Origin of the sequence: Mycobacterium scrofulaceum (assembly GCF_001667885.1) — a bacterium.
GTDB classification, from domain to species: Bacteria; Actinomycetota; Actinomycetes; order Mycobacteriales; family Mycobacteriaceae; genus Mycobacterium; species Mycobacterium scrofulaceum_C.
Window position 1 is genome coordinate 1 of sequence record NZ_LZJW01000177.1, and the last position, 21,380, is coordinate 21,380.

Below are 21,380 nucleotides of genomic sequence, written 5' to 3' on the forward strand. Positions count from 1 at the left end.
GCACCCCCCGACGACGACCCCCCACCCTTCTAGGGCGCCGGCGCTGTCAAGGCCTGCGCGGGTTCATCATTCGCCCGCAGCCCATCATGGCGGGCATGCCCTGCTCCACGAAGCCGGTGACCTCGCGCGCATGCGCACGAATGACGTCGGCGAGGGCCGGGTCGTCGGTGGTCTCCTCGGCGATCACACCTTTGGCGGTGAAAGTCAGCTGGCGCCGGTAGCCGCCGGCGCGGCGGAAAAGCGTCGGCAGCGTTTGGCTCATGCAAGTGATTTCGCTTCCCTGGTCCAGGTGGGCGTACATGCTCGAGACGTGCTCCTGCAGCTGGGCGGCCAGGTCCGGGGATGCCGATTCGGTGGTGGTTCGCACGCCACCGGGAATGTCCTCGACCACCCGGCTGATCTCGCTGTGCCGCATGAACATCTCCATGTAGCGGCTCATGTCCATCTGACCAGCGCCCATGAAGCCGCCGCAGTCGGTGAGCCGGATTGCCGTCGCGGGCAAGACACCGCGACGGACGTATCGCAGACCCAAGATGCCGCCCGCGCCCAGCGCGCCGAACGCGGTGAGCGCCGCGCGCCGCGTCCAATTAGCCATCGCCACGTCCCTCCAGGGCAGGTTCCACGCAACAAGCCAAGCTGACCAGACCCGCAAATCCCTTTCTAGGGCCAATGGTCCCTACCCCCGGTGGGTATATCTGTGACATCGTTCGGGGTATGACGGAAACTCCTGAAACCAGCGTGGGAACCGTGGCAGGCCATCACGGGGACCCGTACGCGCGCAGCCGGCTGGCCCACGTGGCCGCTTGGGTGGTCATCGTGGCCGGTGTCGTGTTCGTGGTCGGGGCCATCTTCTTCACCGGGCTGTTCTTGGGCTGGTCCTCGGGTGATCACTACGGCTGGCGCCACGGTTATGGCGGCGGGCGTGCCGGCACCTGCCCGATGATGCAGCCGGGCGGAATGATGGGTCCGGGCATGATGGGCCCGGGCGGAATGATGGGCCCCGGCGGGATTGGCCCCGGCGGGATGGGCCCCGGGGGCACGGTCGGCCCGGTCGGGCCTCAGCAGACGCCCGCACCGACGGCGCCGCGCCCCTAGCGGACAGCGCCTCCGGCGGCGTCGTGGAATTCGCTATTGCCGTGGCACAACCCGTCCGGCGTTTCTCGTTCGGCAACCGGTAAGCCGCGCGCAACCGCGCGCCCACGCGGGCGGCGCGGGCGTCCGACCGGGTTTTCATTCGGCCTGTCATAGTTAGCCGACCGCTCTAGAATGAGACGCTTTGGTCTGCCCTGTAGCCGGTCGGGATGAGGTTGGTATGAAGAGCCGTGCGCGCACTCGACGTCAGCCGGCCGGTGGCCGCCCGCGCAGGGCGGCCGCCTTGCTGAGGGCGGCGTTGGGCTGCGCGGCGGCGGCAATCGTGGTGGCGGGGTGCACATCCTTCGTCGACGGGCGGGCGCTGTCGATGCTCAACGATCCGTTCCGGGTGGGTGGCTTGCCCGCCACCGACGGGCCCAGCGGCATTCGCTCGAACGCACCCGCGGCGACCGGCACGGTGGTCAACACGGACGATGGCGCGATCGACAAGTTGTCGTTGCTGTCCATCAACGACATCGAGGACTATTGGAAGTCGGTGTACGGGCAATCCCTGAAGGGAAGTTTCGTCCCGGTCGGCAAGATGGTGTCGTACAACTCCAAGGATCCGTCCAGCCCCATCGTTTGCCACAACGACACCTACAAGCTCGTCAACGCCTTCTACACCTCGCGCTGCAACCTGATCGCCTGGGACCGCGGGGTGTTCATGCCCGTCGCGCAGCGGTACTTCGGCGACATGTCGGTCAACGGCGTGCTGGCGCACGAATTCGGTCACGCCCTGCAGAACATGGCGCATCTGGTGACCAAACGCGACCCCACGATCGTGCACGAGCAGCAGGCCGACTGCTTCGCGGGCGTGTACCTGTTCTGGGTTGCCGACGGCAAGTCGCCGCGGTTCACGCTGAGCACCGCCGATGGGCTCGACCATGTGCTGGCCGGGATCATCACTACCCGCGACCCCGTGATCGACAGCGAGAGCGAGAACGACGACGAACACGGGTCCGCCCTGGACCGAATCAGCGCCTTCCAAATGGGTTTCATCGACGGAGCCTCGGCATGTGCGGGGATAGACAAGAAGGAAATCGAGCAGCGCCGCGGCGATCTGCCGAACGCGCTGCGCGTCGACAGCAGCACCGGAAACCCCGAGACCGGTGAGGTCCCGATCGACCAGGACACCTTGTCGACATTGATGGAACTGCTCGGAAAGATCTTCTCCCCGAAGAACCCACCGGCGTTGTCCTACCAGCCCGCCGATTGCCCCGACGCCAAGCCCAGCCCGCCGGCGTCCTACTGCCCGGCCACCAACACGATCGTGATCGACCTGCCCAAGCTCGCCACGATGGGCAAGGTCGCCGACGAGAACGAACAAACCCTGCCGCAGGGCGACGACACCGCCCTGTCGGTCGTGATGTCGCGCTACGCGCTCGCCGTGCAGCACGAGCGCGGGCTGGTGATGCAGAGCCCGTGGACCGCGCTGCGCACGGCGTGCCTGACCGGCGTGGTGCACCGCAAGATGGCCGAACCCATCGAGCTGTCGTCGCAGAAGCAGCTGCTGCTGACGGCCGGTGATCTCGACGAGGCGGTAGCCGGGTTGCTCACCAACCACCTCGTCGCCAGCGACGCGGACGGCACCAGCGTGCCCGCCGGTTTCACCCGGATAGCGGCCTTCCGCGGCGGCGTGGCCGGCAACATGGACGCCTGCTACTCCCGCTATCCGGGCTGACCGAAAAGCCTCCGGGGTCAACCGATTTCGGCGAGCCTGGGAATCACCTCGTCGCCGAGGCGGCGGATGAAGCCGACGGGATCGGGATTGCCGGGGAACGGACCGGCGTTGACCAGCTCGACGCCCAGTCCGGCGAAGGCCTCGACCGTCCCGAAGTACCCGTCGAGGTCATCGAACGGATTGACGAAGAGGCCCACGGTCTTGCGGATTTCGCCTGGGTCCCGGCCGACGGTGTCACAGTGCCGGTGTAGCACCTCGATCTTGTGCTGGAGCTCGTCCGGCTCGGTCACGGTGCTGTTCCAGATGTCGGCATACTGCGCGACCAGTCGCAGCGTCTTCTTCTCGCCATCGCCACCGATCAGGATCGGCGGGCGCCGAATCGGTTGCGGCTCACAGATTGTCTCGGCCAGCTGGTAGTGCTTGCCCCGGTACGGCCCGTTGTCCGCGCTCCACATCTGACGGCAGATCTGCAGCGTCTCCTCGAGCATCTCGAAGCGCTGGCTGACGGGCGGATAGGGGAAGCCCAGGGCGGCGTGTTCGCGGTCGTACCAGGCCGCGCCGAGCCCCAGCGCCGAGCGGCCCTGTGACAGCACGTCCAGCGTGGTGACCGCCTTGGCCAGCAGTCCCGGATAGCGATAGGTGACGCCGGTGACCAGCAGGCTCAGGTCGATCTTGGTCGTCTGTCCGGCCAGAAAGCCCAATGACGTGTAGCCCTCGAGGAACGGGTCCTCCGCGCGCCCCACGGCTTCCATCTGAAAGAAGTGGTCGGCGAGTGTGAACAGCGTTGCGCCGCCCTGTTCGGCGGCCTTGGCCGCGTCGGCCAGTGTCGGACCCAGTGCCGCCGGGTTGCCGGGCAGAAAATCGATGAAGTGGATTCCTAGTTCCATTGCAGCTCTTGCCCTTTCATTACTCGGTCAAGCGCTCGAGCAGCGTTAGCGCATCGAGGATGACTCGACGCTCGGGTTCCGAATACCGCTCGTGGATGGCGCGAGCCAGCCACTCCTCACGGACCTGGCGGTTGCTCTCGGCGCGCCGCCGGCCCGCCGCGGTCAACGAAATCAATTGTCGTCGGCCGTCTTCCGGATCGGGCGTGCGCTCGATGAGCCCCCGCTGCTCGAGGGCGGCCACTATCGTGGCCATGGATTGTGGACGCACCCGTTCGGCCGAAGCCAGGACGCTCGCCGATGAGGCCCCCTCCTTCCAGAGCCGGTTCAGCACCGCGGTCTGCGAGGGGGTCAGGTCGTCGTCGGTGGCGAGTTCCCTCAACTGACGCCGCAGCCGGCTGAACATCACCCGCAGGTCGCGGGCCGCCGCCGCCGCGGACTCTGTCACGCCGTCCACAATGACAGTCTAAACTGATCAGTCCAAACTGTCTAATTTCGCCCGAGCAGCTGCAGGGCGGCGTCGACCGCCAGCGCCGCCACGTTGAGGGTCTTGGATCGCAGATCGTGTCGCGCGCCGGCGATCTCGACGACGGCTGTCGTGCCGGTGACCAGCGCGGCGGCGGCACGCAGTTCGTCGGGCGTGCCGAAGGGATCCGAGGTCCCGTGCGTAAAGACGGTCGGCACCCTGATGTCGGGCAGGTGCTCGGTGCGGGCGCGCTCGGGCTTCCCCGGCGGATGCACCGGATACGAGAACAGCGTCAACACGTCCACGGCCACCTCCCGGTCGGCCACCACCATGGACGTCTGCCGGCCGCCGTAGGAATGGCCGCCGGCGATCAACGGACCGTCCACGAGACCCCGGCACAATGTGATCGCCTCGACGATTCCGGCCCGGTCGGCGGCCCCCGAGCCGGACGGCGGTCCGCTGGGGCGCCGCCGCCGGTAGGGCAGGTTGTACCGGACAGCGAGCCAGCCGCGGCGCGCCCACTCGTCGCAAACCTGTTGCAGCAGCGGTGAATCCCGGTTGCCACCCGCGCCGTGGGTGAGGACCACCACCCCGGCGGGCGGCGCGTCGGGTTCGTGCGCCACACCGGCGATCTGGTCCAGGTTCAAACTCATGACAGCCGAAACAGCGGTGAGACGGGGCCGTGCCCATGGCCCAGTGGATAGGAGGCGCGCAGGCACTCGGTGACCCACCGCTTCCCGAAGCCGACCGCGTCGGGCACGGTGTATCCGTGCGCCAGCGCGCACGCGATCGCGGTGGCCAGCGTGTCGCCACCGCCGTGGTCGTTACCGCCGGGCAGTCGCTCGGCATCGAACTCGTAGAAGGACGCACCGTCGTAGAGCAGGTCGCAGCTGCGATCGGAGGACCGCAGGTGGCCGCCCTTGACCAGCGCCCACCGCGGCCCCAGCGCGTGCAACGCCTTGGCCGCCTGGCGCTGCGACCCCGCGTCCACCACGTCGATGCCGACCAGCAGCCGCACCTCGTCGAGGTTCGGCGTCACCAGCGTGGCCAACGGAAACAATTGGCTGCGAAGCGAATCCAGCGCCGATGCGGCGAGCAGCGCGTCGCCGTGCATCGAGGCGCACACCGGATCGACGACGAGCGGCACCGTCAGACCCAGCCGGTGCCAGGTGGCGGCCACCGCCGCGATGATGCCCGACGACGCCAGCATCCCGGTCTTGGCGGCCTGGACGCCGATGTCGGTGACGACGGCTTCGATCTGGGCGGCCACCACGTCGTCGGGCACCTCGTGAAAGCCCTTGACGCCCACGGTGTTCTGCACGGTGACCGCGGACACCGCGACGCAGGCGTGCACGCCCAGCAGTGCCATGGTGCGCATGTCGGCCTGAATGCCGGCGCCGCCCCCCGAGTCGGACCCGGCGATGGACAGCACGCGCAGCGGGGTGGCGCCCGGCGGCGGCACAGGCAGAAACGTCACCGGGGCCGCGTTGCGCTTGCGATCACTGCTGTGCGATCGGCAGGTACACCCGGTTGCCGTGCTCGGCGAACTCGCGCGACTTCTCGGCCATGCCCTCGTTCATGACCGCCTCGATCGCCTCCTCGCTGTCGAGCCCGTGCTCGGCGGCGTAGGCGCGAACGTCGGCGGTGATCCGCATGGAGCAGAACTTGGGCCCGCACATCGAGCAGAAGTGGGCCGTCTTGGCCGGCTCGGCCGGCAGGGTCTCGTCGTGGAATTCCCTTGCGGTGTCGGGGTCCAACGACAGGGCGAACTGGTCGTTCCAGCGGAACTCGAAGCGAGCGGTGCTCAAAGCGTCGTCACGCTCCTGGGCGCGGGGATGACCCTTGGCCAGGTCGGCGGAGTGGGCGGCGATCTTGTACGCGATCACCCCGTCCTTGACGTCCTTGCGGTCCGGCAACCCCAGGTGTTCCTTCGGGGTCACGTAGCACAGCATCGCGGTGCCGGCCTGGGCGATGATCGCCGCGCCGATCGCCGACGTGATGTGGTCGTAGGCCGGCGCGATGTCGGTGGCCAGCGGACCGAGGGTGTAGAACGGCGCCTCCTCGCACAGCTCCTCTTCCAGCCGCACGTTCTCGACGATCTTGTGCATCGGGACGTGCCCCGGCCCCTCGATCATGACCTGCGCGCCATGGGCTTTCGCGATCTTGGTCAGTTCGCCCAGCGTGCGCAGCTCGGCGAACTGCGCCGCGTCGTTGGCGTCGGCGATCGACCCGGGCCGCAGCCCGTCACCGAGCGAGAAGGTGACGTCATAGCGGGCGAAGATGTCGCAGAGCTCCTCGAAGTTGGTGTAGAGGAACGACTCCCGATGATGGGCCAGGCACCAGGCGGCCATGATCGAGCCGCCGCGGGACACGATCCCGGTCACCCGCTTGGCGGTCAGTGGCACATACCGCAGCAGCACGCCGGCGTGCACGGTCATGTAATCCACGCCCTGCTCGCACTGCTCGATCACGGTGTCGCGGTAGATCTCCCACGTCAGCTCGGTCGGGTCGCCCTTCACTTTCTCCAGCGCCTGGTAGATCGGCACGGTGCCGACCGGCACGGGGGAGTTGCGCAGGATCCACTCGCGGGTCTCGTGGATGTTCTTGCCGGTGGACAGGTCCATGATGGTGTCCGCGCCCCAGCGGGTGGCCCACACCATCTTGTCGACCTCCTCGGCGATCGAGGACGTCACCGCGGAGTTGCCGATGTTGGCGTTGACCTTCACCGCGAAGGCCTTGCCGATGATCATCGGCTCGCTCTCGGGGTGGTTGTGGTTCGCCGGGATCACCGCGCGGCCGCGGGCGACCTCGTCGCGCACCAGCTCGGCGGGCATGTCCTCGCGGGCGGCGATGTATGCCATCTCGGCGGTGATCTCGCCGGCCCGGGCCCGCTGCAACTGGGTGCCGCGGTCGCGGACCACCCCGGGCCGCGGCGGCAGCCCCGCCGTCACATCGATCACCGCCTCCGGGTCGGTGTAGGGGCCGGAGGTGTCGTAGAGATCGAAGTGGTCCCCGGTGGACAGGTGCACGCGCCGGAAGGGCACGCGCGCGCCGCCTTCCAGCTCGCGGTAGACCTTGCTGCTGCCCGCGATGGGTCCGGTGGTGACGGACGCGTCGACGGCCTTGGAAAGGACGGGGGTTTTTGCCAAGGTCATTTCTTCATCTCCCTACGCCGGCATTACCCGGTCAGGTTCGTACGGTCGACGGCCGCAAGCCGTCCTCTCAGCGCATTCGACGTGCGCTCCCGCGTATGTGGATGTTCCGCACGCGACGTTACCCCCACCCCGGGCCACTCGGCAGGCGGGCGGCGAATCTCCCGGGCCGGTAGCCGGGTGTATCCCCTGAATGGAAAAATGCAAACGTGCAAGAGCAGGAGGAGATGGACGGGTCGGCACCCGCCGGTGCCCGCGGCCAGACGCTGGGCCCGGTCGAGGCGGTCGCCCGTCATCTCAACGTCGGCGCCTTCCGGTTCTGGTTCATCGGTGAGCGCTGGGAATGGTCCGACGAGGTGGCCAGGATGCATGGCTACGAACCGGGGACCGTCGAGCCGACGACGAAACTGTTGTTGTCGCACAAGCATCCCGAGGACCGTCAGCACGTGCAGGAGGTGCTCGACTACGCCCTGCAGTCGGCGGAGTCGTTCTCCAGCCGGCACCGGTTCGTCGACACCGCGGGCAACGTGCACGACGCGATCGTGGTGGCCGACCGCATGCACGACGAGTCGGGCGCGGTGGTGGGCACGGCCGGCTACTACATCGACCTGACGAACACCTTCGACGAGACCCGGCAGGAGGTGCTCGACGAGGCCCTGCCGGATCTGTTCGAGAGCCGCGCGGCGATCGAGCAGGCCAAGGGGGTGCTGATGTACGTGTACCGGGTCAGCGCCGCGCAGGCTTTCCGGGTGCTGCAGTGGCGGTCGCAGGAGACCAACGTGAAGCTGCGGTCGCTGGCCCGGCAACTACTCGCCGAGGTCACTTCTTTGGACGGCGCCACATCCGCGCTGCAGAGTCAGTTGGATCACGTGCTGCTGACGGTGCATGAACGGATATCCGACGAGTCCTCTGGGTAACCATAGGAATACGCGAACGGGGCAGCCCGCAAACAGTTAGTGTTCCTAGACACTGCGAGCGGCGCGCGCCGCCTCCGGAACGGCTGCGAAAGGCAGAAGGAAGTTGTTGGCGGTGGAACACGAGGCTCTCGATGACGCGGTGGTGGTGCGCGTCAAGGGCGGCGTCGACTCAAGTACCGTCGGTGAGGTCACCGCCCACCTGAACGCCGCGCTCAAGCTGGCCGAGGCCCATCCGGCCCGGTTGGTCGTCATCGACCTGCAAGCGGTCGACTTCTTCGGCAGCGCCGCGCTGAACGCGGTGCTCGAGTGTCACGACGACGGCAAGGAAGCGGGCACCGGCGTCCGGCTGGTCGCGGACCACGACCCCGTGCTCCGCCCGATCCAGGTGACCGAGCTGGACCGCATCTTCGACATCTACCCCACCATGTCCGAGGCGCTGCAAAACAAGCGACAGCAATGAACCCGGCGCTGCCGGCCGACCTCGCGGCTGCGGCCGCGTTGGGCGGGGAGATGGGCCGCCGGTTCGCCGAATTCGACTGGGCCGCCCACCCGTTGGGCTCCCCGCGGGAATGGTCGGTCGAAGTGCGGGCTGCCGTGGCGGTCGCCCTGACCTCGCGGTTCCCCATCGTGCTCTGGTTAGGGCCCGGGAACCTGTTCCTGATGTACAACGACGGCTATGCGCAGATCCTGGGGGACAAACACCCCGCGGCCCTGGGTCGCCCCGCGGAACAGGTGTGGTGGGAGATCTGGGAGCAGATCTCCCCGATGCTCACCAGCGTGATGGAGACCGGCGTCGCCACCTGGTCCGACGACCTGATGCTGCCGCTCATCACCGGCGGTCAGTCCCAGGAGCGGTATTTCACCTTCACCTACAGTCCCATCATCGGCGGCGGCGGTGCGGTCACCGCCGTTTTCTGCGCGGTGATCGAAACGACCGACCGGGTGTTGAGTGAGCGTCGGCTCCACCTGCTCAACGCGGTGGCGACCGCCGTGATGGACACCCACGCCATCGACGACGCGGTGAGCAGCACCATCGCGATATGCGGGGCGCAGCCACTGGACTTGCCGTTCATCGCCGTCTACATGGCGGACGACGAGGCCGCGCGCGACAGCACGTTGCGGGGGGCCACGCCGTCGATCCTGCCGCTGCTGCCCCGCTCGCTGTCCGAACTCAGCGGTTGGGGCACGACGCCACGCGCCCGGACCGCGCGCGTCATCGACCGGCTTGAAGACGTAATCCCTGGCATCACAGAGCGATTCGGCGAGAACTGTCCCCAGCGGGCGCTGGTGTTGCCGCTGGGTGAAACGTCGAACGCCGGGGCGGTGGTGATCGGGGCGAACCCGCGGCGCCCCCTCGATTCGATGTACCGCGGATTCTGCCAACTGCTGGCCGACCAACTGTCCGCCGCGTTCGCCTCCGCCCTCTCCTACGAGCAGCAGCGGCAGCGGGCCGACGCGCTGGCCGAGCTGGACCGGGCGAAGACGGCGTTCCTGACCAACGTCAGCCACGAATTCCGCACGCCCCTGACCCTGCTGCTCGGGCCGCTCGACGACGCGCTCGCCGAAGCGGCGCCGGAAAGCGCGCTGGCGGACCGGCTGAGCACGGCGGCCCGCAACGCGCGGCGCCTGCAGCGCCTGGTCGACTCGCTGCTCGACTTCTCCCGCATCGAAGCGGGCCGAGCGAACGCGAGGTTGGCGTGTACCGACGTCGGCGCGCTGACCGCCCACATCGCCTCATCCTTCACCGAGCTCTGCCGCCGGGCGGGGCTCGAACTCGTTGTGGACTGCTCCCCGGTGCTGGCCGACGTCGACCCCGGCATGTGGGAGACGATCATCCTGAACCTGCTGTCGAACGCGGTGAAATACACGCTGCAGGGCTCGATTTCGGTCGAGGTGCGCGCCGAGCCGGGGTACTGCGTGGTGGCCATGCGCGACACCGGGGTCGGGATCGCCGCCGAGGACCTCGACCGGCTGTTCGACCGCTTCTACCGGGCGGACAACCTGCGCGGCCGCAGCGTGGAGGGCTCCGGCATCGGGCTCTCGCTGGTGCGCGGGCTCGTCGAGCTGCACAACGGGACCGTGGAGATCGACAGCGAACTGGACCGCGGGACGACGGTCACCGTCCGGCTGCCGCAGTCGATCGGCACCGCTGCCGACCAGTCGACCGCCGGCCTGCTGGACGAGACCAACCCGTACGTGGCCGAGGCCCGGCAATGGCTGACGCCCGTCTCGGGCCGCGGCGGGCCGCCCCCCGCGCCCGAGAGATCGCGCCAGCTGGTGCTGATCGCCGACGACAACGCCGACATGCGACACCACCTCGATCGGGTGCTGTCGGCCCATTGGGAGACGGTGCTCGCCGCCGATGGGGAGTCGGCGCTGGCGGCGACCCGACAGCTGCGCCCGGACGCGGTCGTCACCGACGTCATGATGCCCGGCATCGACGGGTTCGCCTTGGTGGCGGCCATCCGCGCCGACCCGGACCTGGCCGCCACGCCGGTCCTCATGCTGTCGGCACGGGCCGGGGCCGAGGCGGTCGACGAGGGCTATGCCGGTGGCGCCGACGATTACCTGCCCAAGCCGTTCCGCTCCCAGGAACTGGTCGACCGGGTCAAGTCGCGGCTGGCCGCGGTGGCCCGCGAGCGCGACCGCCAGCGGCGCGCGGCGGCCTCGGATCTGGTGCTACTCGACTCCGCCCTGCAGGCCACCGACTCGGTCGCCGGGATCCTGGATGCCTTGTTGCAGTCGTCATTCGGCTCCGCGGACGCCGCCACCGTCACGATCGGCGTCTTCGACGGCGAACGCCACATCCGGTTTGAATACGCCGGTCACCTGCCCGGCGAACTGCGCGACCGCTACCACGTGACCACGCTTGACTCGCCGGTCATCGGAGCCGACGTGGTGCGCACCGGCGAGTCGATGGTCGTCACCGACACGTTGGACCTGCCCGCGCGTTATCAGCACGCGGTGCAGGACACCGCGGACAGCGTTCGCGCCTGCGTCGCCCACCCCTTGCGGGATCACTCCGGCCGTGTCGTCGGCGTGCTGCTGCTGCTGTGGCCGACGCCGCGCGAGTTCGACGCCGCCGAACTGGACGCGTTCAGCCGAATGGCCGACCTGACGTCCGCCGCCCTGGACCGGGTCCGCGTCATGGCGCGCGAACACCGGATCGCGGTCGACTTCCAGGAACAGCTGCTGGACCTGGACCGCCACTCGACGGCCGCGGTGGTGGCCGCCGTGTATCAACCCGCGGGTGAGGCGATGCGCGTCGGCGGGGACTGGTACTCGGTCACCCCGCTGGATCGCACCCACCGCCTCGGGATCTCGGTGGGCGACGTCGTCGGGCACGGGCTTGCGGCCGCGATCGTGATGAGCAGGCTGCGCGCCGCGGTGGCGGCCTCGGCCCTGACGGCGGGCGAACCGGGCGCGGTGCTGGGCGCGCTGGACCGCTACGGCGCCAGCGTCGCGGGCGCACGCTGCGCGACGGTGGCCTACGCCCTCGTCGAGACCGAACCGGACACCGGCTGCGCGACCGTCAGCTACAGCTGCGCCGGCCACCCCTACCCGCTGCTGGTGTTTCCCGACCGTCGCGCGGTGTTCCTCACGGCCGGCCGGCGCCTCCCGGTCGCCATCAAGGAACACGACGCCGAGAACTACCCGTCCGACGCCACCGCGACGGCCAATGTGCCACCGGGAACCCTGATCCTGCTGTACACCGACGGACTCATCGAGCGGGCCGGCGAGACGCTGGACGACGGCCTAGCCCGGCTGCAGTCCGCGGCCGCGGAGTGCGTCGACCTTCCGGTCGAGTCGGTCTGCGCCGAGCTGTTGTCCCGAATGGCGCCGCCGGCCGGCTACCGCGACGACGTCGTCCTGCTCGCGCTGCGCGCGAGCCACGAAACCCCGCGCAGCTTCGCCACCGTGGTGACGGCCGCGCCGGGGCAGATCCCCGTCGCCCGCGAACGGCTGCGCAAGTGGCTGGCCGGCATCGCCGTCAACCCGAAGCGCGAGATGGACATCCTGCTGGCGGCCGGCGAGGCCGTGACCAACGCGATCGAGCACGGCAGCGACGGCGAGGCGCGCCGGACGGTGTCCGTGGAGGCCTTCCTGCGCGAGCGGACGGTGGCCGTCACGGTCAGCGACACCGGCCGCTGGGTGGGCGATTCCTCGGCCAGCCTGCGCAGCCGCCGCCGCGGCCGCGGCCTGACCCTGATCGGCGGGCTGGCCGATCACGTCGACACGCTGCGCACCGCGGGAGGGACCCGGGTCACGTTGCGGTTCGAGGGCGTCGTCCCGACGCCCTAGGCGCGGTTAGGCCTCCTCCATCGCCTCGCCGAGCTCTTCCAGCAGCTTGTTGTGGTGGTTGGCCGCCAGGAAGTGCCCCGCGGCGATCACCAGGGCGACCGGCCAGTCGATGAGTTCGAACGCGGCCAGCGCGGCCAGGCCCCCGAAATAGGCCAACTGCTCCGGCCGGGGAATCTCCATCTGGCCGACGACCGGAAGGTTCACGACGAACGTCTCGCCTTCGCGGATCTTTTCCACCGCCTCGCGCTGCGACGTCCCCCTGCGCGACTTCTTTTCCGCCATCATTTGCCTTTCAGTAACGAAGGGTTTGCCGCCTCGCCGGGTGCTGCGGCCACCGTCGGACCTATGTCGACGATGACCGACGCCGGGGGCGATCCGCTAGTTTCCTCTATTGCTCGGGTGCTGAAGGTGCCGTTACAGGAACTCTATGCGCTGCTGTGGCGGGCCGGGGTCGTAGAGGTTCACCCGCCCCGACGGGCGCCGCGCCAGATTTGTCCGGACCCGTCAGCGCACGATTCGCGATCCCGATCGCGACGGTCGCCGCAGCGGCGGATCCCAGCCCCTGCGCCCAGCCGACTGGACCCAGCGGTGTGCATCCCAGCAGTTGGCTGACCACGGGGATGCTGATCAGCGTTCCCATCGCGGCCAGCGAGCCCACCGCGGTGAACACCACCAGCGGGGCGTGTGAATCGAGCAGCGTCTGACCCAGCTCGGCGCCCACCAGGGCGACCAGCGCCACGGTCGACGCGCGCTGCGGGCGGCCGGTGACGCTGCCCATCGCCCACGCCGCCGTCGTCGCGGCGGCGGTGGTGACGCCCCGGATGGCGACGGCGCGCCACAACGCGGGCTGATCCGGGCCCCGGATGCCCGGGTCGACCGGGCCGCTGGGCTTGCTCACCGCCAGGGCCGCTGCGGGCAGCGCGTCGGTCATCATGTTCACCAAGAGCAGCTGGCGGGTGTTCAGCGGCGAGGTCCCGGTGATCGCGCTGCCCACGATGGCAAACAACACCTCGCCGGCGTTGCCGCCGAGTAGCACCGACACCGCCGCCTGCACCCGTTGCCAGAGCTGGCGTCCTTCTTGGATGGCGTGCAGCAGGCCCTCGATGCGCGCGTCGACGAGCACCACGTCGGCGGCCATGTGCGCCGGGTCGCTGCCGCCGGCGACGACACCGATGCCGACCGTGGCGGCCCGAATGGCGGCGGCGTCGTTGGCCCCGTCCCCGACCATCGCGGTGCGCACGCCCGCACTCTCCAGGGTCTGAACGACCTGGACCTTATTCTCCGGCGTCATCCGGGCGAAGATCACCCGCTCGGTCACGACCCGCTCTTGGTCCTTGCGGGACAACGCATCCCACTCGGCGCCGCTGATCACCTGCGCGGCGGTCACGCTCAGCCCGAGCTCCTCGGCGATGGCCTGGGCGGTGATCGGATGGTCACCCGTGATCAGCTTGACGCCCACCGAAAGCCGGCGCAGATCCGCGAGCAGGTCCGCCGCCTCGGCGCGCGGGGTGTCGGAGAGGCCGAGGAACCCGGTCAGCGTCAGCCCGTCGCGGGCGAAGTCGGCGATGTCGTCGGGTTCCTGCCGAATGGCCTGGGCCTGATCGGGACTCAGCTGCCGCCGCGCCACCGCGATCACGCGCAGGCCGCGGCCGGCCATCTGCGCGACCGTCCCCTGAAGGGCGGGCCCCACACCCCCGCACGCGGCCAGCACGACTTCGGGGGCGCCCTTGACGGCCAGCTCGGTGTCCGTCACGGAGGCCGAGAACGACCGGCCGGAGCGGAACGGCAGGTGCGCGACGGGCGCGCTCGCGCTGTGGCCATTAGGGGACGGGACGGACGCGGCTGCCTCGACGATCGCGACGTCGGTGGCGTGCGCGTGTGGGCCGCCGTTGGACGGCGGGGCGGCGTGCGCGGCGCAGCGCAGCACCTCCTCGCGCGAAGTGCCCGGCGCCGCAACCACTTCGGCCACCCGCAACCGGTTCTGGCTGAGCGTTCCGGTCTTGTCGAAGCAGACCACGTCGATGCGGCCGAGGGCCTCGACCGAACGCGGGACGCGCACCAGCGCGCCGAATTTGGTGAGCCGCCGCGCCGACGCGGCCTGCGCCAGGGTCGCCACCAACGGCATGCCCTCGGGCACCGCCGCGACGGCGATGGCGATCCCGCTGGCCACCGCCTGGCGCAACACCGAGCCCCGCAGCAGGGCCAGCACGCTGACCAGCGCGCCGCCGGTCATGCTGACCGGGAAGGCGCGGTTGGTGAGCTGGCTGAGCTGATGCTGCAGGCCGATGTCGGACGGGAGGTCACCGGACACCAGCTCGGCGGCGCGGCGCTCCTGGGTGTCGGCCCCGACCGCGGTCACCACCGCCACCGCGGTGCCCGCCACCACGGTCGTCCCCGCGTACAGCATGCAGCGGCGTTCGGCGAGCGCGGCGCCCGGCGTCGGCTCCACCTGCTTCTCCACCGACAGCGACTCACCGGTCAGCGTCGACTCGTCGACCTCGACGTCGACCTCCTCGATGATTCGGGCGTCGGCAGGCACCACCTCGTGGGTGCGCACCTCGATGACGTCGCCGGGCTGTAGCTGCGCCGCGATGACGTCGGCGTACGCCCGTTCCCCCGCACCGTCGGAGAGGACCTTGCGAGCGGGTGGAATCTGTTGCGCTAGAAGGTGATTCAGGCGGTTTTCGGCCCGCAGCCGCTGGCTGGCCGCCAGCATGGAATTTCCGGCCAGCACGGAGAAGACCAGCACGGCGTCCACCGGCGAGCCGAGCACCGCGCTGGCCGCCGAGCCGAGCGCCAGCACGGGGGTCAGAGGGTCGGTCAGCTCGGCGCGGACGGCGGCCACGAATTGCAGGAAGGCGTGCGCGCGCGACTCGGGCTGCGGGGCGCCCAGGGTGGCCAGGGCCAGGCGCCTCGGGTCGCCGGCCGGCTCCGAGTCGGGCGGCGGCAGCGCCCGCCGGACGTGCTCGACGGCCATCGCATGCCATTCCTGCACGGGCGCCGGGCGGGGGGTGTCCGCCCGGATGATCCCGCGCGCCAACAGGTATCCCGACAGCGCGCCGGCCGCCGCGCCACTGGCCACCGGGCCGCGCCCGATGCCGCGGACGCCGGGGATCATCAGCAGCGAGCCCATCGCCGTTGCGCCGGCCGAGATCCCGACGCCGCGTTGGGCGGCGGCCCGGGCCGCCGGCAGCGCGTGCAGCACCCGCCAGGCCGCGGCCAGGTCGGGCAGGAGCAGGTCGGCGTACCACGGCGGGGGACCGTCGCCGGGCTCGGGCATCATGCCCAGCGCCACGTCGGCCGACCAGATGGCTTGCGCCCCCGGCGACGACAGCACGGCGACGGTGCGGCCCGCCTCTTGCAGGTCCGCCACGGCGCGGCCCAGCGCATCGTCGATGGAACCCCGCCCCAGCGGCCGGATCTCGTCGAAGGCCGGCCGCAGTTCGCCCAGTGAATCGTCCTCGACCGACACCAATTCGGATCCCGTCCGGTGCGCCTCGCCGACCACGGCCGACGCCAGCGGATCGTGCGTGAAGCAGAACAGCGCCTCGACCGCCGTGTTCGGCTTGCTGGGCGATATCGCGGGCACCGGGTGCCAGCCCGGGCGCAGCCCACTCTTTTCCAGCATCAGCTGGGCGCGCGACCACGCGGCGGGCAGCTCGGCTTCCCGCGCGCCGCGAATCAGCGACACCCGCAGGCTTTTGGTGCACAACACCCGGGGATCGATGACGATCGCGTCGACCCGGTCCAGGCGGCGCAGCGCCTCCGGCCGCAGCGACAGGACCGCGTGCCGGTCGGCCAGCCCCTGGCCCAGCGCCGCGGCGAACGCCTCCGGCGTGGTGCGGTTGGCTGCGGGCGTGGTCACCAGGACAGCCAGGGCGGCCTGGTTGAGGTTGCGGGTGGTGGCGCCGACGATCCCGGCGCTGATCGCCTGCACGAGCGCGAACCGGCCGGCGTGGTGGTCGTTCGGCCGGCCGCGCGGCGGCTTGGCCGCCGCCGACGGGTCGACGCGCGGGTGGTCGGCGTGGCCGGCCAGCTGAGGTTCGTGGCGCACCCAGGCGCGGGCTTCCGCGCGGCATTCGGCGGCCTTGAGCGATTGCATCAGCAGGCCCACGGACAACGAGGCGGGGGACTGGGTGACGGTTTCCGCGGCCGTCAGGGCCAGGGTCAGCATCGTGTCGGTCGCGGGTCGGCCGATGCGGTCCTCGAGCACGCGGCGCAGCCACGGTTGATAGTCGACGGCGACCACGCCCGCCAGGACGACGATCGGCATGCGCGGCCAGCGCAGCGCGCGGCCGGTCAACGCGATGCCCAGCCCGGCCGCGCTGGCGGCCGCGGTGGCGGCCCGGGTCGCCAGCACCACGCCGTCGCCCGGCAGGCTCGTCGGGGGCGCCAGTGGCTTCGCGGGTTTGTTTGGCGCGCAACGCTTCTCGGCGGCGTCGACGATGCGGCACAGGTCGCGCAGCGAGGTGTCCGCGCCCCCGACGGTGACCACCACGCGCGACAGCGGGTAGTTCAGCCCGGCGGACGCGACCCCGGGATGGGCCAGCAGCGCGTCGAGCACCGCGCGTCCGAGTTCGTCACCGGACGCGCCGTCGAGCCCCCGCACCTCGATCCAGGCGCGTTCGGCGCCGCGCCAGCACCGTCGGCTCAGTGTCGCCGGGCTCTGCTGGGGCAGTTCGCCCGAGATCGCCCGCGCGCCCTCGCGCAGCGGAATCGCGGCGATGGTGATGCCGGCCTCGACGAGCGAGGTGGTGGCCTGGATGCCCGTCGCGACGGCGCGCAACGGCATAGATCGTTGTATCGCGGTCGCAATGCTCAAAGCGGAGTCGAACAGACCCGTTAGTTGGTGCTGCGCAGCGCGGTGCCGCCGGCCCGGCGCCCCGCGGCCTTCTTGGCCGTCGACTTGCCGGCCGTCTTCTGCGCCGAGGACTTTTGCGGCGCCGGCTTCTGCTCCGCCGGTTCGGCGGGCACGGCCTTGAGGCTGGCCTTCGGCGCCGAAGGGCCCGATCCGTTCCGGTGGCTCAGCCGTTGCAGCAACAGGGAGCCACCGCCGACCGCCAGCAGCACCGGCCACTCGACCAGGCCGGCGACGCCCAGCGCGCCGAGGGCCACCGCGGCCGCCGGCGTCGAGTGGCTGCCCGTGCTGATGCCCTTTTTCACGCCCTCGGCGGCGCCGGTGACGCCGCCGACGACGCCGTTCACCGCCGCGCCACCCACGGCGCCGGCGGCGGCGGTCGTCGCGCTCGCCGCGCGATTCACCGCTTGACCCACCCCTCGGACTGCCCCGCCGATGACACTCATCATGACTCCTTGGCTTTCCTGCCCTTGCCGCGAACCCGCGCCACTAGCGAGGTGTACCCGCTGAACGCGTCGTTAACAGCAAAAAAACAACGTTTGTCGCCTCTGACAAAATCAAAGCCTGCCACCTTGCAAACCCGCAGACAACGAGCAGCCGCATTTAATTTGCCTGAGCTTAACCTGGTAAAGGGTGCGGCGTGAACGAGTCAATCCGATTTAGTCTCGCCTAATGTCGATTTGCACGGGTGCGTGATCGCTGGCGGCCTTTCCCTTGCGCTCGTCTCGGACGATCTGAGCGTCGGTGACGCGGGCGGCCAATTCCGGTGAGGCCAGGATGAAGTCGATGCGCATGCCCTGCCGCTTCGGGAACCGCAACTGGGTGTAGTCCCAGTAGGTGTACACCTCCGGGCCGGGCGCGAAAGGCCTTACCACGTCGGTGAATTGGGCGTCGACGATGGCGCCGAACGCGCGGCGTTCCGGCTCGGAGACGTGGGTGGAGCCGACGTAGAACTCGGTGCTCCAGACGTCGTCGTCGGTCGGGGCGATGTTCCAGTCGCCGGCCAGCGCGATCTGCGCGGCGGGGTCGTCGCGCAACCAGCCGGCCGCCGTATCGCGCAGCGCCGCAAGCCATTCCAGCTTGTAGGTGTAATGCGGATCACCCAGCGCGCGGCCGTTGGGCACATAGAGGCTCCAGACCCGGACGCCGCCGCAGGTGGCGCCGAGCGCGCGGGCCTCGGCCGTCGCGGCCACCTCCGGCTTGCTGCTCCAGCTGGGCTGGCCGTCGAAGCCGATCCGCACGTCGTCGAGGCCGACGCGAGAGGCGATCGCCACGCCGTTCCACTGGTTGAAGCCGACATGCGCCACTTCGTAGCCGAGTTCGAAAAACGGCAGGGCGGGAAATTGGCTGTCCGAACATTTGGTTTCCTGCATGGCCAGCACGTCGACCTCGGCGCGGGCCAGCCAGTCGAGGACCCGGGGCAGGCGGCTGCGAATGGAGTTCACGTTCCAGGTGGCCAGCCGAAGCTGCGGGTCGCCGCCGCCAACCAGCGGCGATCGCGAGCGCGGCGAAGCCGGGCGCTGCGGGTCGCCGCCGTCAATCAGCGGCGATCGCGAGCGCGGCGAAGCCGGGCGCTGCGGGTCGCCGCCATCAAGCATCGCTAGACGGTATCCCAGGCGGGCGAACGGGCAGCAAAGTAGCGGCGGCTGTGGTGCGCCCGGAAACCCAGGGCGTCGGCGAGCGGCAGCACGCCGGTGCCGTCAGCGACCAGATAGGCGCGCGTCGCGCCGCGCGCCGCGGCCCCGGCCAACAGCGCTTCGCACGTGGCCGCCGTGGCCGGGTCGTTCCCGGCGGCCGACAGGCCCACCCAGCGCGTGCCGTCGGGCGCGTCGCTCAGGGCCGCGCGGGCGAGCGTCGTGGGGCAGGGTTCGGGCCCGTCCGGCGCCGGTGCCGCGACATCGCGCACCAAAACCCGTTCCGTGCGTTCGGCGCTCAGCCCCGGCGGCAGCGGCAACAAGCGGTCGGGAATCGCCAGTCGCGGCGTCAGGCCGCGGCGCTCGTACCAGTCCGCGATCGCCGCGACGGTGCCCGCCCGGGCCGAAACGTCCAGCGGGACGGCGTAATCGACCCCGTCCCCGGCCCGCAGCAGCCAACCCTCGAGCCACACCCGTTCGGCGCCGGGGGTCGCCGCCGCGGCCGCGTGCTCGAGGGCCCGGATCTCGGAGGTGCGCACCGGCGCGTCGGTCAAAACGCGCAACGCGACCACGTCTTCGGGTGACACCTCGACGACCGCGCCCGTCTTGGTCCGGACCCGAACCACCGGGTCGACCGCCACCAGGTGTCCCACCGCGTCGGTCAGGGGCGGGACCGAGCCGGGGGGCCGCCGGTAGCGCAGCGTCACCCGCGTGCCCAACTCCGGCCACGAGAACATCAGTGACCGAAGGGGTCCGGCCCTTCGCCCGGCAGCCACGACAGCCCCGGCACACCCCAGCCGTGCGCCTTGACGGCGCGCTTGGCGCTGCGGGCGTGGCGACCGATCAGCCGGTCCAGGTACAGGAAGCCATCCAGGTGCCCGGTCTCGTGCTGCAGCATGCGCGCGAACAGGCCGGTGCCCTCGATCTCGACCGGCTTGCCGTCGGCGTCCACACCCGTGACCCGCGCCCAGGTGGCGCGGCCGGTGGGAAACGACTCGCCGGGAACCGAGAGGCAGCCCTCGTCATCGTTGTCCGGGTCGGGCATGGTCTCCGGTATGTCGGAAGTTTCCAGCACCGGGTTGACGACCACGCCGCGGCGCCGGTCCGTCCTGCCCCGGTCGTCGGCGCAGTCGTAGACGAACACGCGCAAGCCGACGCCGATCTGATTGGCGGCCAGGCCGACTCCGTGCGCGGCGTCCATGGTGTCGTACATGTTGGCGATCAACTCCGCCAGGTCCGCGGGCAGCGAGCCGTCGGCGCCGACGGGCACCGGCTGCGTCGGGGTGTGCAAGACCGGATCACCGACGATCCGGATCGGTACGACTGCCATGGTCGGCTAAGCTACCGCACGCGCCGCGCGCCCAGGCCGGCCATGTTCTCCTCGGGCAATCTGAGCCAATCGGCCGACTCGCGGGTCTGGATGACGGCTTGAGGGTTTGCGCCGTGGTTCAATATTCGCCGAAACACGCCCTCAGGTAAGTCAAGTCATCTACAGCAGCCGAGAATCGCCGGAAGGGTCCAGGGGAAGCTATATGGACAGCGCCATGGCGCGGGCAAATCGATCGGGGGACGATGCCGAGATCGCAGATGGCCTCACCCGCCGCGAACACGACATCCTCGCCTTCGAACGTCAGTGGTGGAAATTCGCGGGCGTAAAAGAAGAAGCGATCAAAGAGCTGTTCTCAATGTCGGCGACGCGCTACTACCAGGTGCTCAACGCGCTCGTCGACCGGCCGGAGGCGCTGGCCGCCGACCCGATGCTGGTGAAGCGCTTGCGCCGGTTGCGGGCCAGCCGCCAGAAGGCGCGGGCGGCGCGGCGCCTCGGCTTCGAGGTGACCTGACTCGCTACAGTGGGCTCGATGAAAGAGCGAGTCCCCGACTCCACGGGGCTGCCCCTGCGGGCGATGGTGATGGTGCTGTTGTTCTTGGGCGTCATCTTCCTGCTGCTCGGCTGGCAGGCGCTGGGCTCGTCCGGCAGCTCCGACGACGACTCCGCGTCGGCGGTCTCCACGTCCACGTCCACCAGCACCTCGGCCACGCCGACGAGCGCTAAGCCCGCGGCCGGCCGGTCCGAGGTGCAGGTCTACAACATCTCGACCAAAGAGGGCGTCGCCTCCCGCACCAAGGACCAGCTGACGGCCGGCGGTTTCAACGTCACCAAGGTCGACAACCTGACCGTGCCCGACGTCTCGGCCACCACGGTGTATTACACCGACGCCGACGACGAGCACGCCACCGCCGACGCGGTCGGCAAAATCCTGGGCGCGCCGGTCGAACCGCGCATCCCGGCCCTGAGCGGACAACCGCCCGGGGTCATTGTCCTCGTTACGGGTTGACCCGTCAGCGGCTAGGCTT

At 70.1% G+C, this 21,380-nt stretch carries 19 protein-coding genes, 1 pseudogene and 1 riboswitch; of the genes and pseudogenes, 8 read left to right on the forward strand and 12 right to left on the reverse strand.

Annotated features, from left to right (window positions below; all coding sequences use genetic code 11):
- Positions 1–46: 46 nt before the first annotated feature.
- On the reverse strand, positions 47–595 hold the full coding sequence (locus A5681_RS24590; protein ID WP_067282358.1) for a hypothetical protein: 549 nt from the start codon (positions 593–595) through the stop codon (positions 47–49).
- Positions 596–714: 119 nt separating this feature from the next.
- On the opposite strand from A5681_RS24590, the gene A5681_RS24595 reads away from it, so the two are divergent.
- Positions 715–1,095 (forward strand): hypothetical protein, encoded by a 381-nt coding sequence (locus A5681_RS24595; RefSeq protein ID WP_067282024.1) that lies wholly within the window; start codon positions 715–717, stop codon positions 1,093–1,095.
- Between the two features lie 217 nt (positions 1,096–1,312).
- Positions 1,313–2,812, forward strand: a complete 1,500-nt coding sequence (locus A5681_RS24600) for a peptidase (RefSeq protein WP_156738142.1) — start codon at positions 1,313–1,315, stop codon at positions 2,810–2,812.
- A gap of 17 nt (positions 2,813–2,829) precedes the next feature.
- On the opposite strand, the gene A5681_RS24605 is transcribed toward A5681_RS24600, so the two are convergent.
- From A5681_RS24605 to thiC, 5 genes are all read right to left on the reverse strand, one after another.
- Positions 2,830–3,699: an LLM class F420-dependent oxidoreductase gene (locus tag A5681_RS24605; RefSeq protein WP_067282031.1), complete on the reverse strand. Its 870-nt coding sequence runs from the start codon at positions 3,697–3,699 to the stop codon at positions 2,830–2,832.
- 19 nt (positions 3,700–3,718) lie between these two features.
- Entirely contained in the window at positions 3,719–4,153 is a 435-nt protein-coding gene (locus A5681_RS24610) for a MarR family winged helix-turn-helix transcriptional regulator (RefSeq protein ID WP_067282035.1), read from the reverse strand.
- Between the two features lie 32 nt (positions 4,154–4,185).
- A complete protein-coding gene (locus tag A5681_RS24615; protein WP_067282039.1) occupies positions 4,186–4,809 on the reverse strand; it encodes an alpha/beta family hydrolase in 624 nt (207 codons plus the stop codon).
- A gap of 2 nt (positions 4,810–4,811) precedes the next feature.
- Positions 4,812–5,639: a bifunctional hydroxymethylpyrimidine kinase/phosphomethylpyrimidine kinase gene (gene thiD, locus A5681_RS24620; protein WP_067282043.1), complete on the reverse strand. Its 828-nt coding sequence runs from the start codon at positions 5,637–5,639 to the stop codon at positions 4,812–4,814.
- A gap of 22 nt (positions 5,640–5,661) precedes the next feature.
- The gene (gene thiC, locus A5681_RS24625) at positions 5,662–7,317 is read right to left on the reverse strand and encodes a phosphomethylpyrimidine synthase ThiC (protein ID WP_067282361.1); all 1,656 of its coding nucleotides are present in this window, start codon (positions 7,315–7,317) and stop codon (positions 5,662–5,664) included.
- Positions 7,311–7,420: riboswitch (TPP riboswitch) on the reverse strand. Its footprint overlaps the gene before it by 7 nt.
- Positions 7,421–7,541: 121 nt before the next feature.
- Between thiC and A5681_RS24630 the strand changes: the two genes are divergently transcribed.
- From A5681_RS24630 to A5681_RS24640, 3 genes are all read left to right on the forward strand, one after another.
- Complete coding sequence (locus A5681_RS24630) at positions 7,542–8,231, forward strand: PAS and ANTAR domain-containing protein (protein WP_067282048.1); 690 nt, start codon at positions 7,542–7,544, stop codon at positions 8,229–8,231.
- 103 nt (positions 8,232–8,334) lie between these two features.
- On the forward strand, positions 8,335–8,691 hold the full coding sequence (locus tag A5681_RS24635) for an STAS domain-containing protein (protein ID WP_067282050.1): 357 nt from the start codon (positions 8,335–8,337) through the stop codon (positions 8,689–8,691).
- Positions 8,688–12,533 (forward strand): SpoIIE family protein phosphatase, encoded by a 3,846-nt coding sequence (locus A5681_RS24640; RefSeq protein ID WP_067282052.1) that lies wholly within the window; start codon positions 8,688–8,690, stop codon positions 12,531–12,533. The genes A5681_RS24635 and A5681_RS24640 overlap by 4 nt, the downstream gene beginning before the upstream one ends.
- Before the next feature lie 6 nt (positions 12,534–12,539).
- Here A5681_RS24640 and A5681_RS24645 read toward each other — a convergent pair whose 3' ends face one another.
- Positions 12,540–12,815, reverse strand: coding sequence for a hypothetical protein (locus A5681_RS24645; protein WP_156738143.1), 276 nt, complete (start codon positions 12,813–12,815; stop codon positions 12,540–12,542).
- 63 nt (positions 12,816–12,878) lie between these two features.
- On the opposite strand from A5681_RS24645, the pseudogene A5681_RS28010 reads away from it, so the two are divergent.
- A pseudogene (locus A5681_RS28010) lies at positions 12,879–12,956 on the forward strand (hypothetical protein); the annotation flags it as partial.
- On the opposite strand, the gene A5681_RS24650 reads toward A5681_RS28010, so the two are convergent.
- From A5681_RS24650 to A5681_RS24670, 5 genes are all read right to left on the reverse strand, one after another.
- Complete coding sequence (locus A5681_RS24650; RefSeq protein WP_156738144.1) at positions 12,922–17,325, reverse strand: cation-translocating P-type ATPase; 4,404 nt, start codon at positions 17,323–17,325, stop codon at positions 12,922–12,924. The pseudogene A5681_RS28010 and the gene A5681_RS24650 overlap by 35 nt on opposite strands.
- A gap of 50 nt (positions 17,326–17,375) precedes the next feature.
- A complete protein-coding gene (locus A5681_RS24655) occupies positions 17,376–17,837 on the reverse strand; it encodes a hypothetical protein (protein WP_067282366.1) in 462 nt (153 codons plus the stop codon).
- A gap of 213 nt (positions 17,838–18,050) precedes the next feature.
- Positions 18,051–18,989: an exodeoxyribonuclease III gene (locus tag A5681_RS24660; protein WP_156738145.1), complete on the reverse strand. Its 939-nt coding sequence runs from the start codon at positions 18,987–18,989 to the stop codon at positions 18,051–18,053.
- Positions 18,990–18,991: 2 nt separating this feature from the next.
- Positions 18,992–19,762, reverse strand: a complete 771-nt coding sequence (locus A5681_RS24665; protein WP_067282059.1) for a GCN5 family acetyltransferase — start codon at positions 19,760–19,762, stop codon at positions 18,992–18,994.
- Complete coding sequence (locus A5681_RS24670) at positions 19,762–20,355, reverse strand: peptide deformylase (RefSeq protein ID WP_067282062.1); 594 nt, start codon at positions 20,353–20,355, stop codon at positions 19,762–19,764. The genes A5681_RS24665 and A5681_RS24670 overlap by 1 nt, the downstream gene beginning before the upstream one ends.
- A gap of 202 nt (positions 20,356–20,557) precedes the next feature.
- On the opposite strand from A5681_RS24670, the gene A5681_RS24675 reads away from it, so the two are divergent.
- Entirely contained in the window at positions 20,558–20,866 is a 309-nt protein-coding gene (locus A5681_RS24675) for a DUF3263 domain-containing protein (RefSeq protein WP_007167558.1), read from the forward strand.
- A gap of 18 nt (positions 20,867–20,884) precedes the next feature.
- A complete protein-coding gene (locus tag A5681_RS24680) occupies positions 20,885–21,361 on the forward strand; it encodes a LytR C-terminal domain-containing protein (RefSeq protein ID WP_067282066.1) in 477 nt (158 codons plus the stop codon).
- Positions 21,362–21,380: the final 19 nt, after the last annotated feature.

Coding starts and splice junctions, on each gene's coding strand:
- A5681_RS24595 (WP_067282024.1), top strand. CDS start 715: ATGACGGAAACTCCTGAAACCAGCGTGGGAACCGTGGCAGGCCATCAC.
- A5681_RS24640 (WP_067282052.1), top strand. CDS start 8,688: ATGAACCCGGCGCTGCCGGCCGACCTCGCGGCTGCGGCCGCGTTGGGC.
- A5681_RS24655 (WP_067282366.1), bottom strand. CDS start 17,837: ATGAGTGTCATCGGCGGGGCAGTCCGAGGGGTGGGTCAAGCGGTGAAT.
- A5681_RS24660 (WP_156738145.1), bottom strand. CDS start 18,989: ATGCTTGATGGCGGCGACCCGCAGCGCCCGGCTTCGCCGCGCTCGCGA.
- A5681_RS24680 (WP_067282066.1), top strand. CDS start 20,885: ATGAAAGAGCGAGTCCCCGACTCCACGGGGCTGCCCCTGCGGGCGATG.
- A5681_RS24590 (WP_067282358.1), bottom strand. CDS start 595: ATGGCTAATTGGACGCGGCGCGCGGCGCTCACCGCGTTCGGCGCGCTG.
- A5681_RS24650 (WP_156738144.1), bottom strand. CDS start 17,325: ATGCCGTTGCGCGCCGTCGCGACGGGCATCCAGGCCACCACCTCGCTC.
- A5681_RS24630 (WP_067282048.1), top strand. CDS start 7,542: ATGGACGGGTCGGCACCCGCCGGTGCCCGCGGCCAGACGCTGGGCCCG.
- A5681_RS24645 (WP_156738143.1), bottom strand. CDS start 12,815: ATGGCGGAAAAGAAGTCGCGCAGGGGGACGTCGCAGCGCGAGGCGGTG.
- A5681_RS24600 (WP_156738142.1), top strand. CDS start 1,313: ATGAAGAGCCGTGCGCGCACTCGACGTCAGCCGGCCGGTGGCCGCCCG.
- A5681_RS24670 (WP_067282062.1), bottom strand. CDS start 20,355: ATGGCAGTCGTACCGATCCGGATCGTCGGTGATCCGGTCTTGCACACC.
- A5681_RS24665 (WP_067282059.1), bottom strand. CDS start 19,762: ATGTTCTCGTGGCCGGAGTTGGGCACGCGGGTGACGCTGCGCTACCGG.
- A5681_RS24605 (WP_067282031.1), bottom strand. CDS start 3,699: ATGGAACTAGGAATCCACTTCATCGATTTTCTGCCCGGCAACCCGGCG.
- thiC (WP_067282361.1), bottom strand. CDS start 7,317: ATGACCTTGGCAAAAACCCCCGTCCTTTCCAAGGCCGTCGACGCGTCC.
- A5681_RS24675 (WP_007167558.1), top strand. CDS start 20,558: ATGGACAGCGCCATGGCGCGGGCAAATCGATCGGGGGACGATGCCGAG.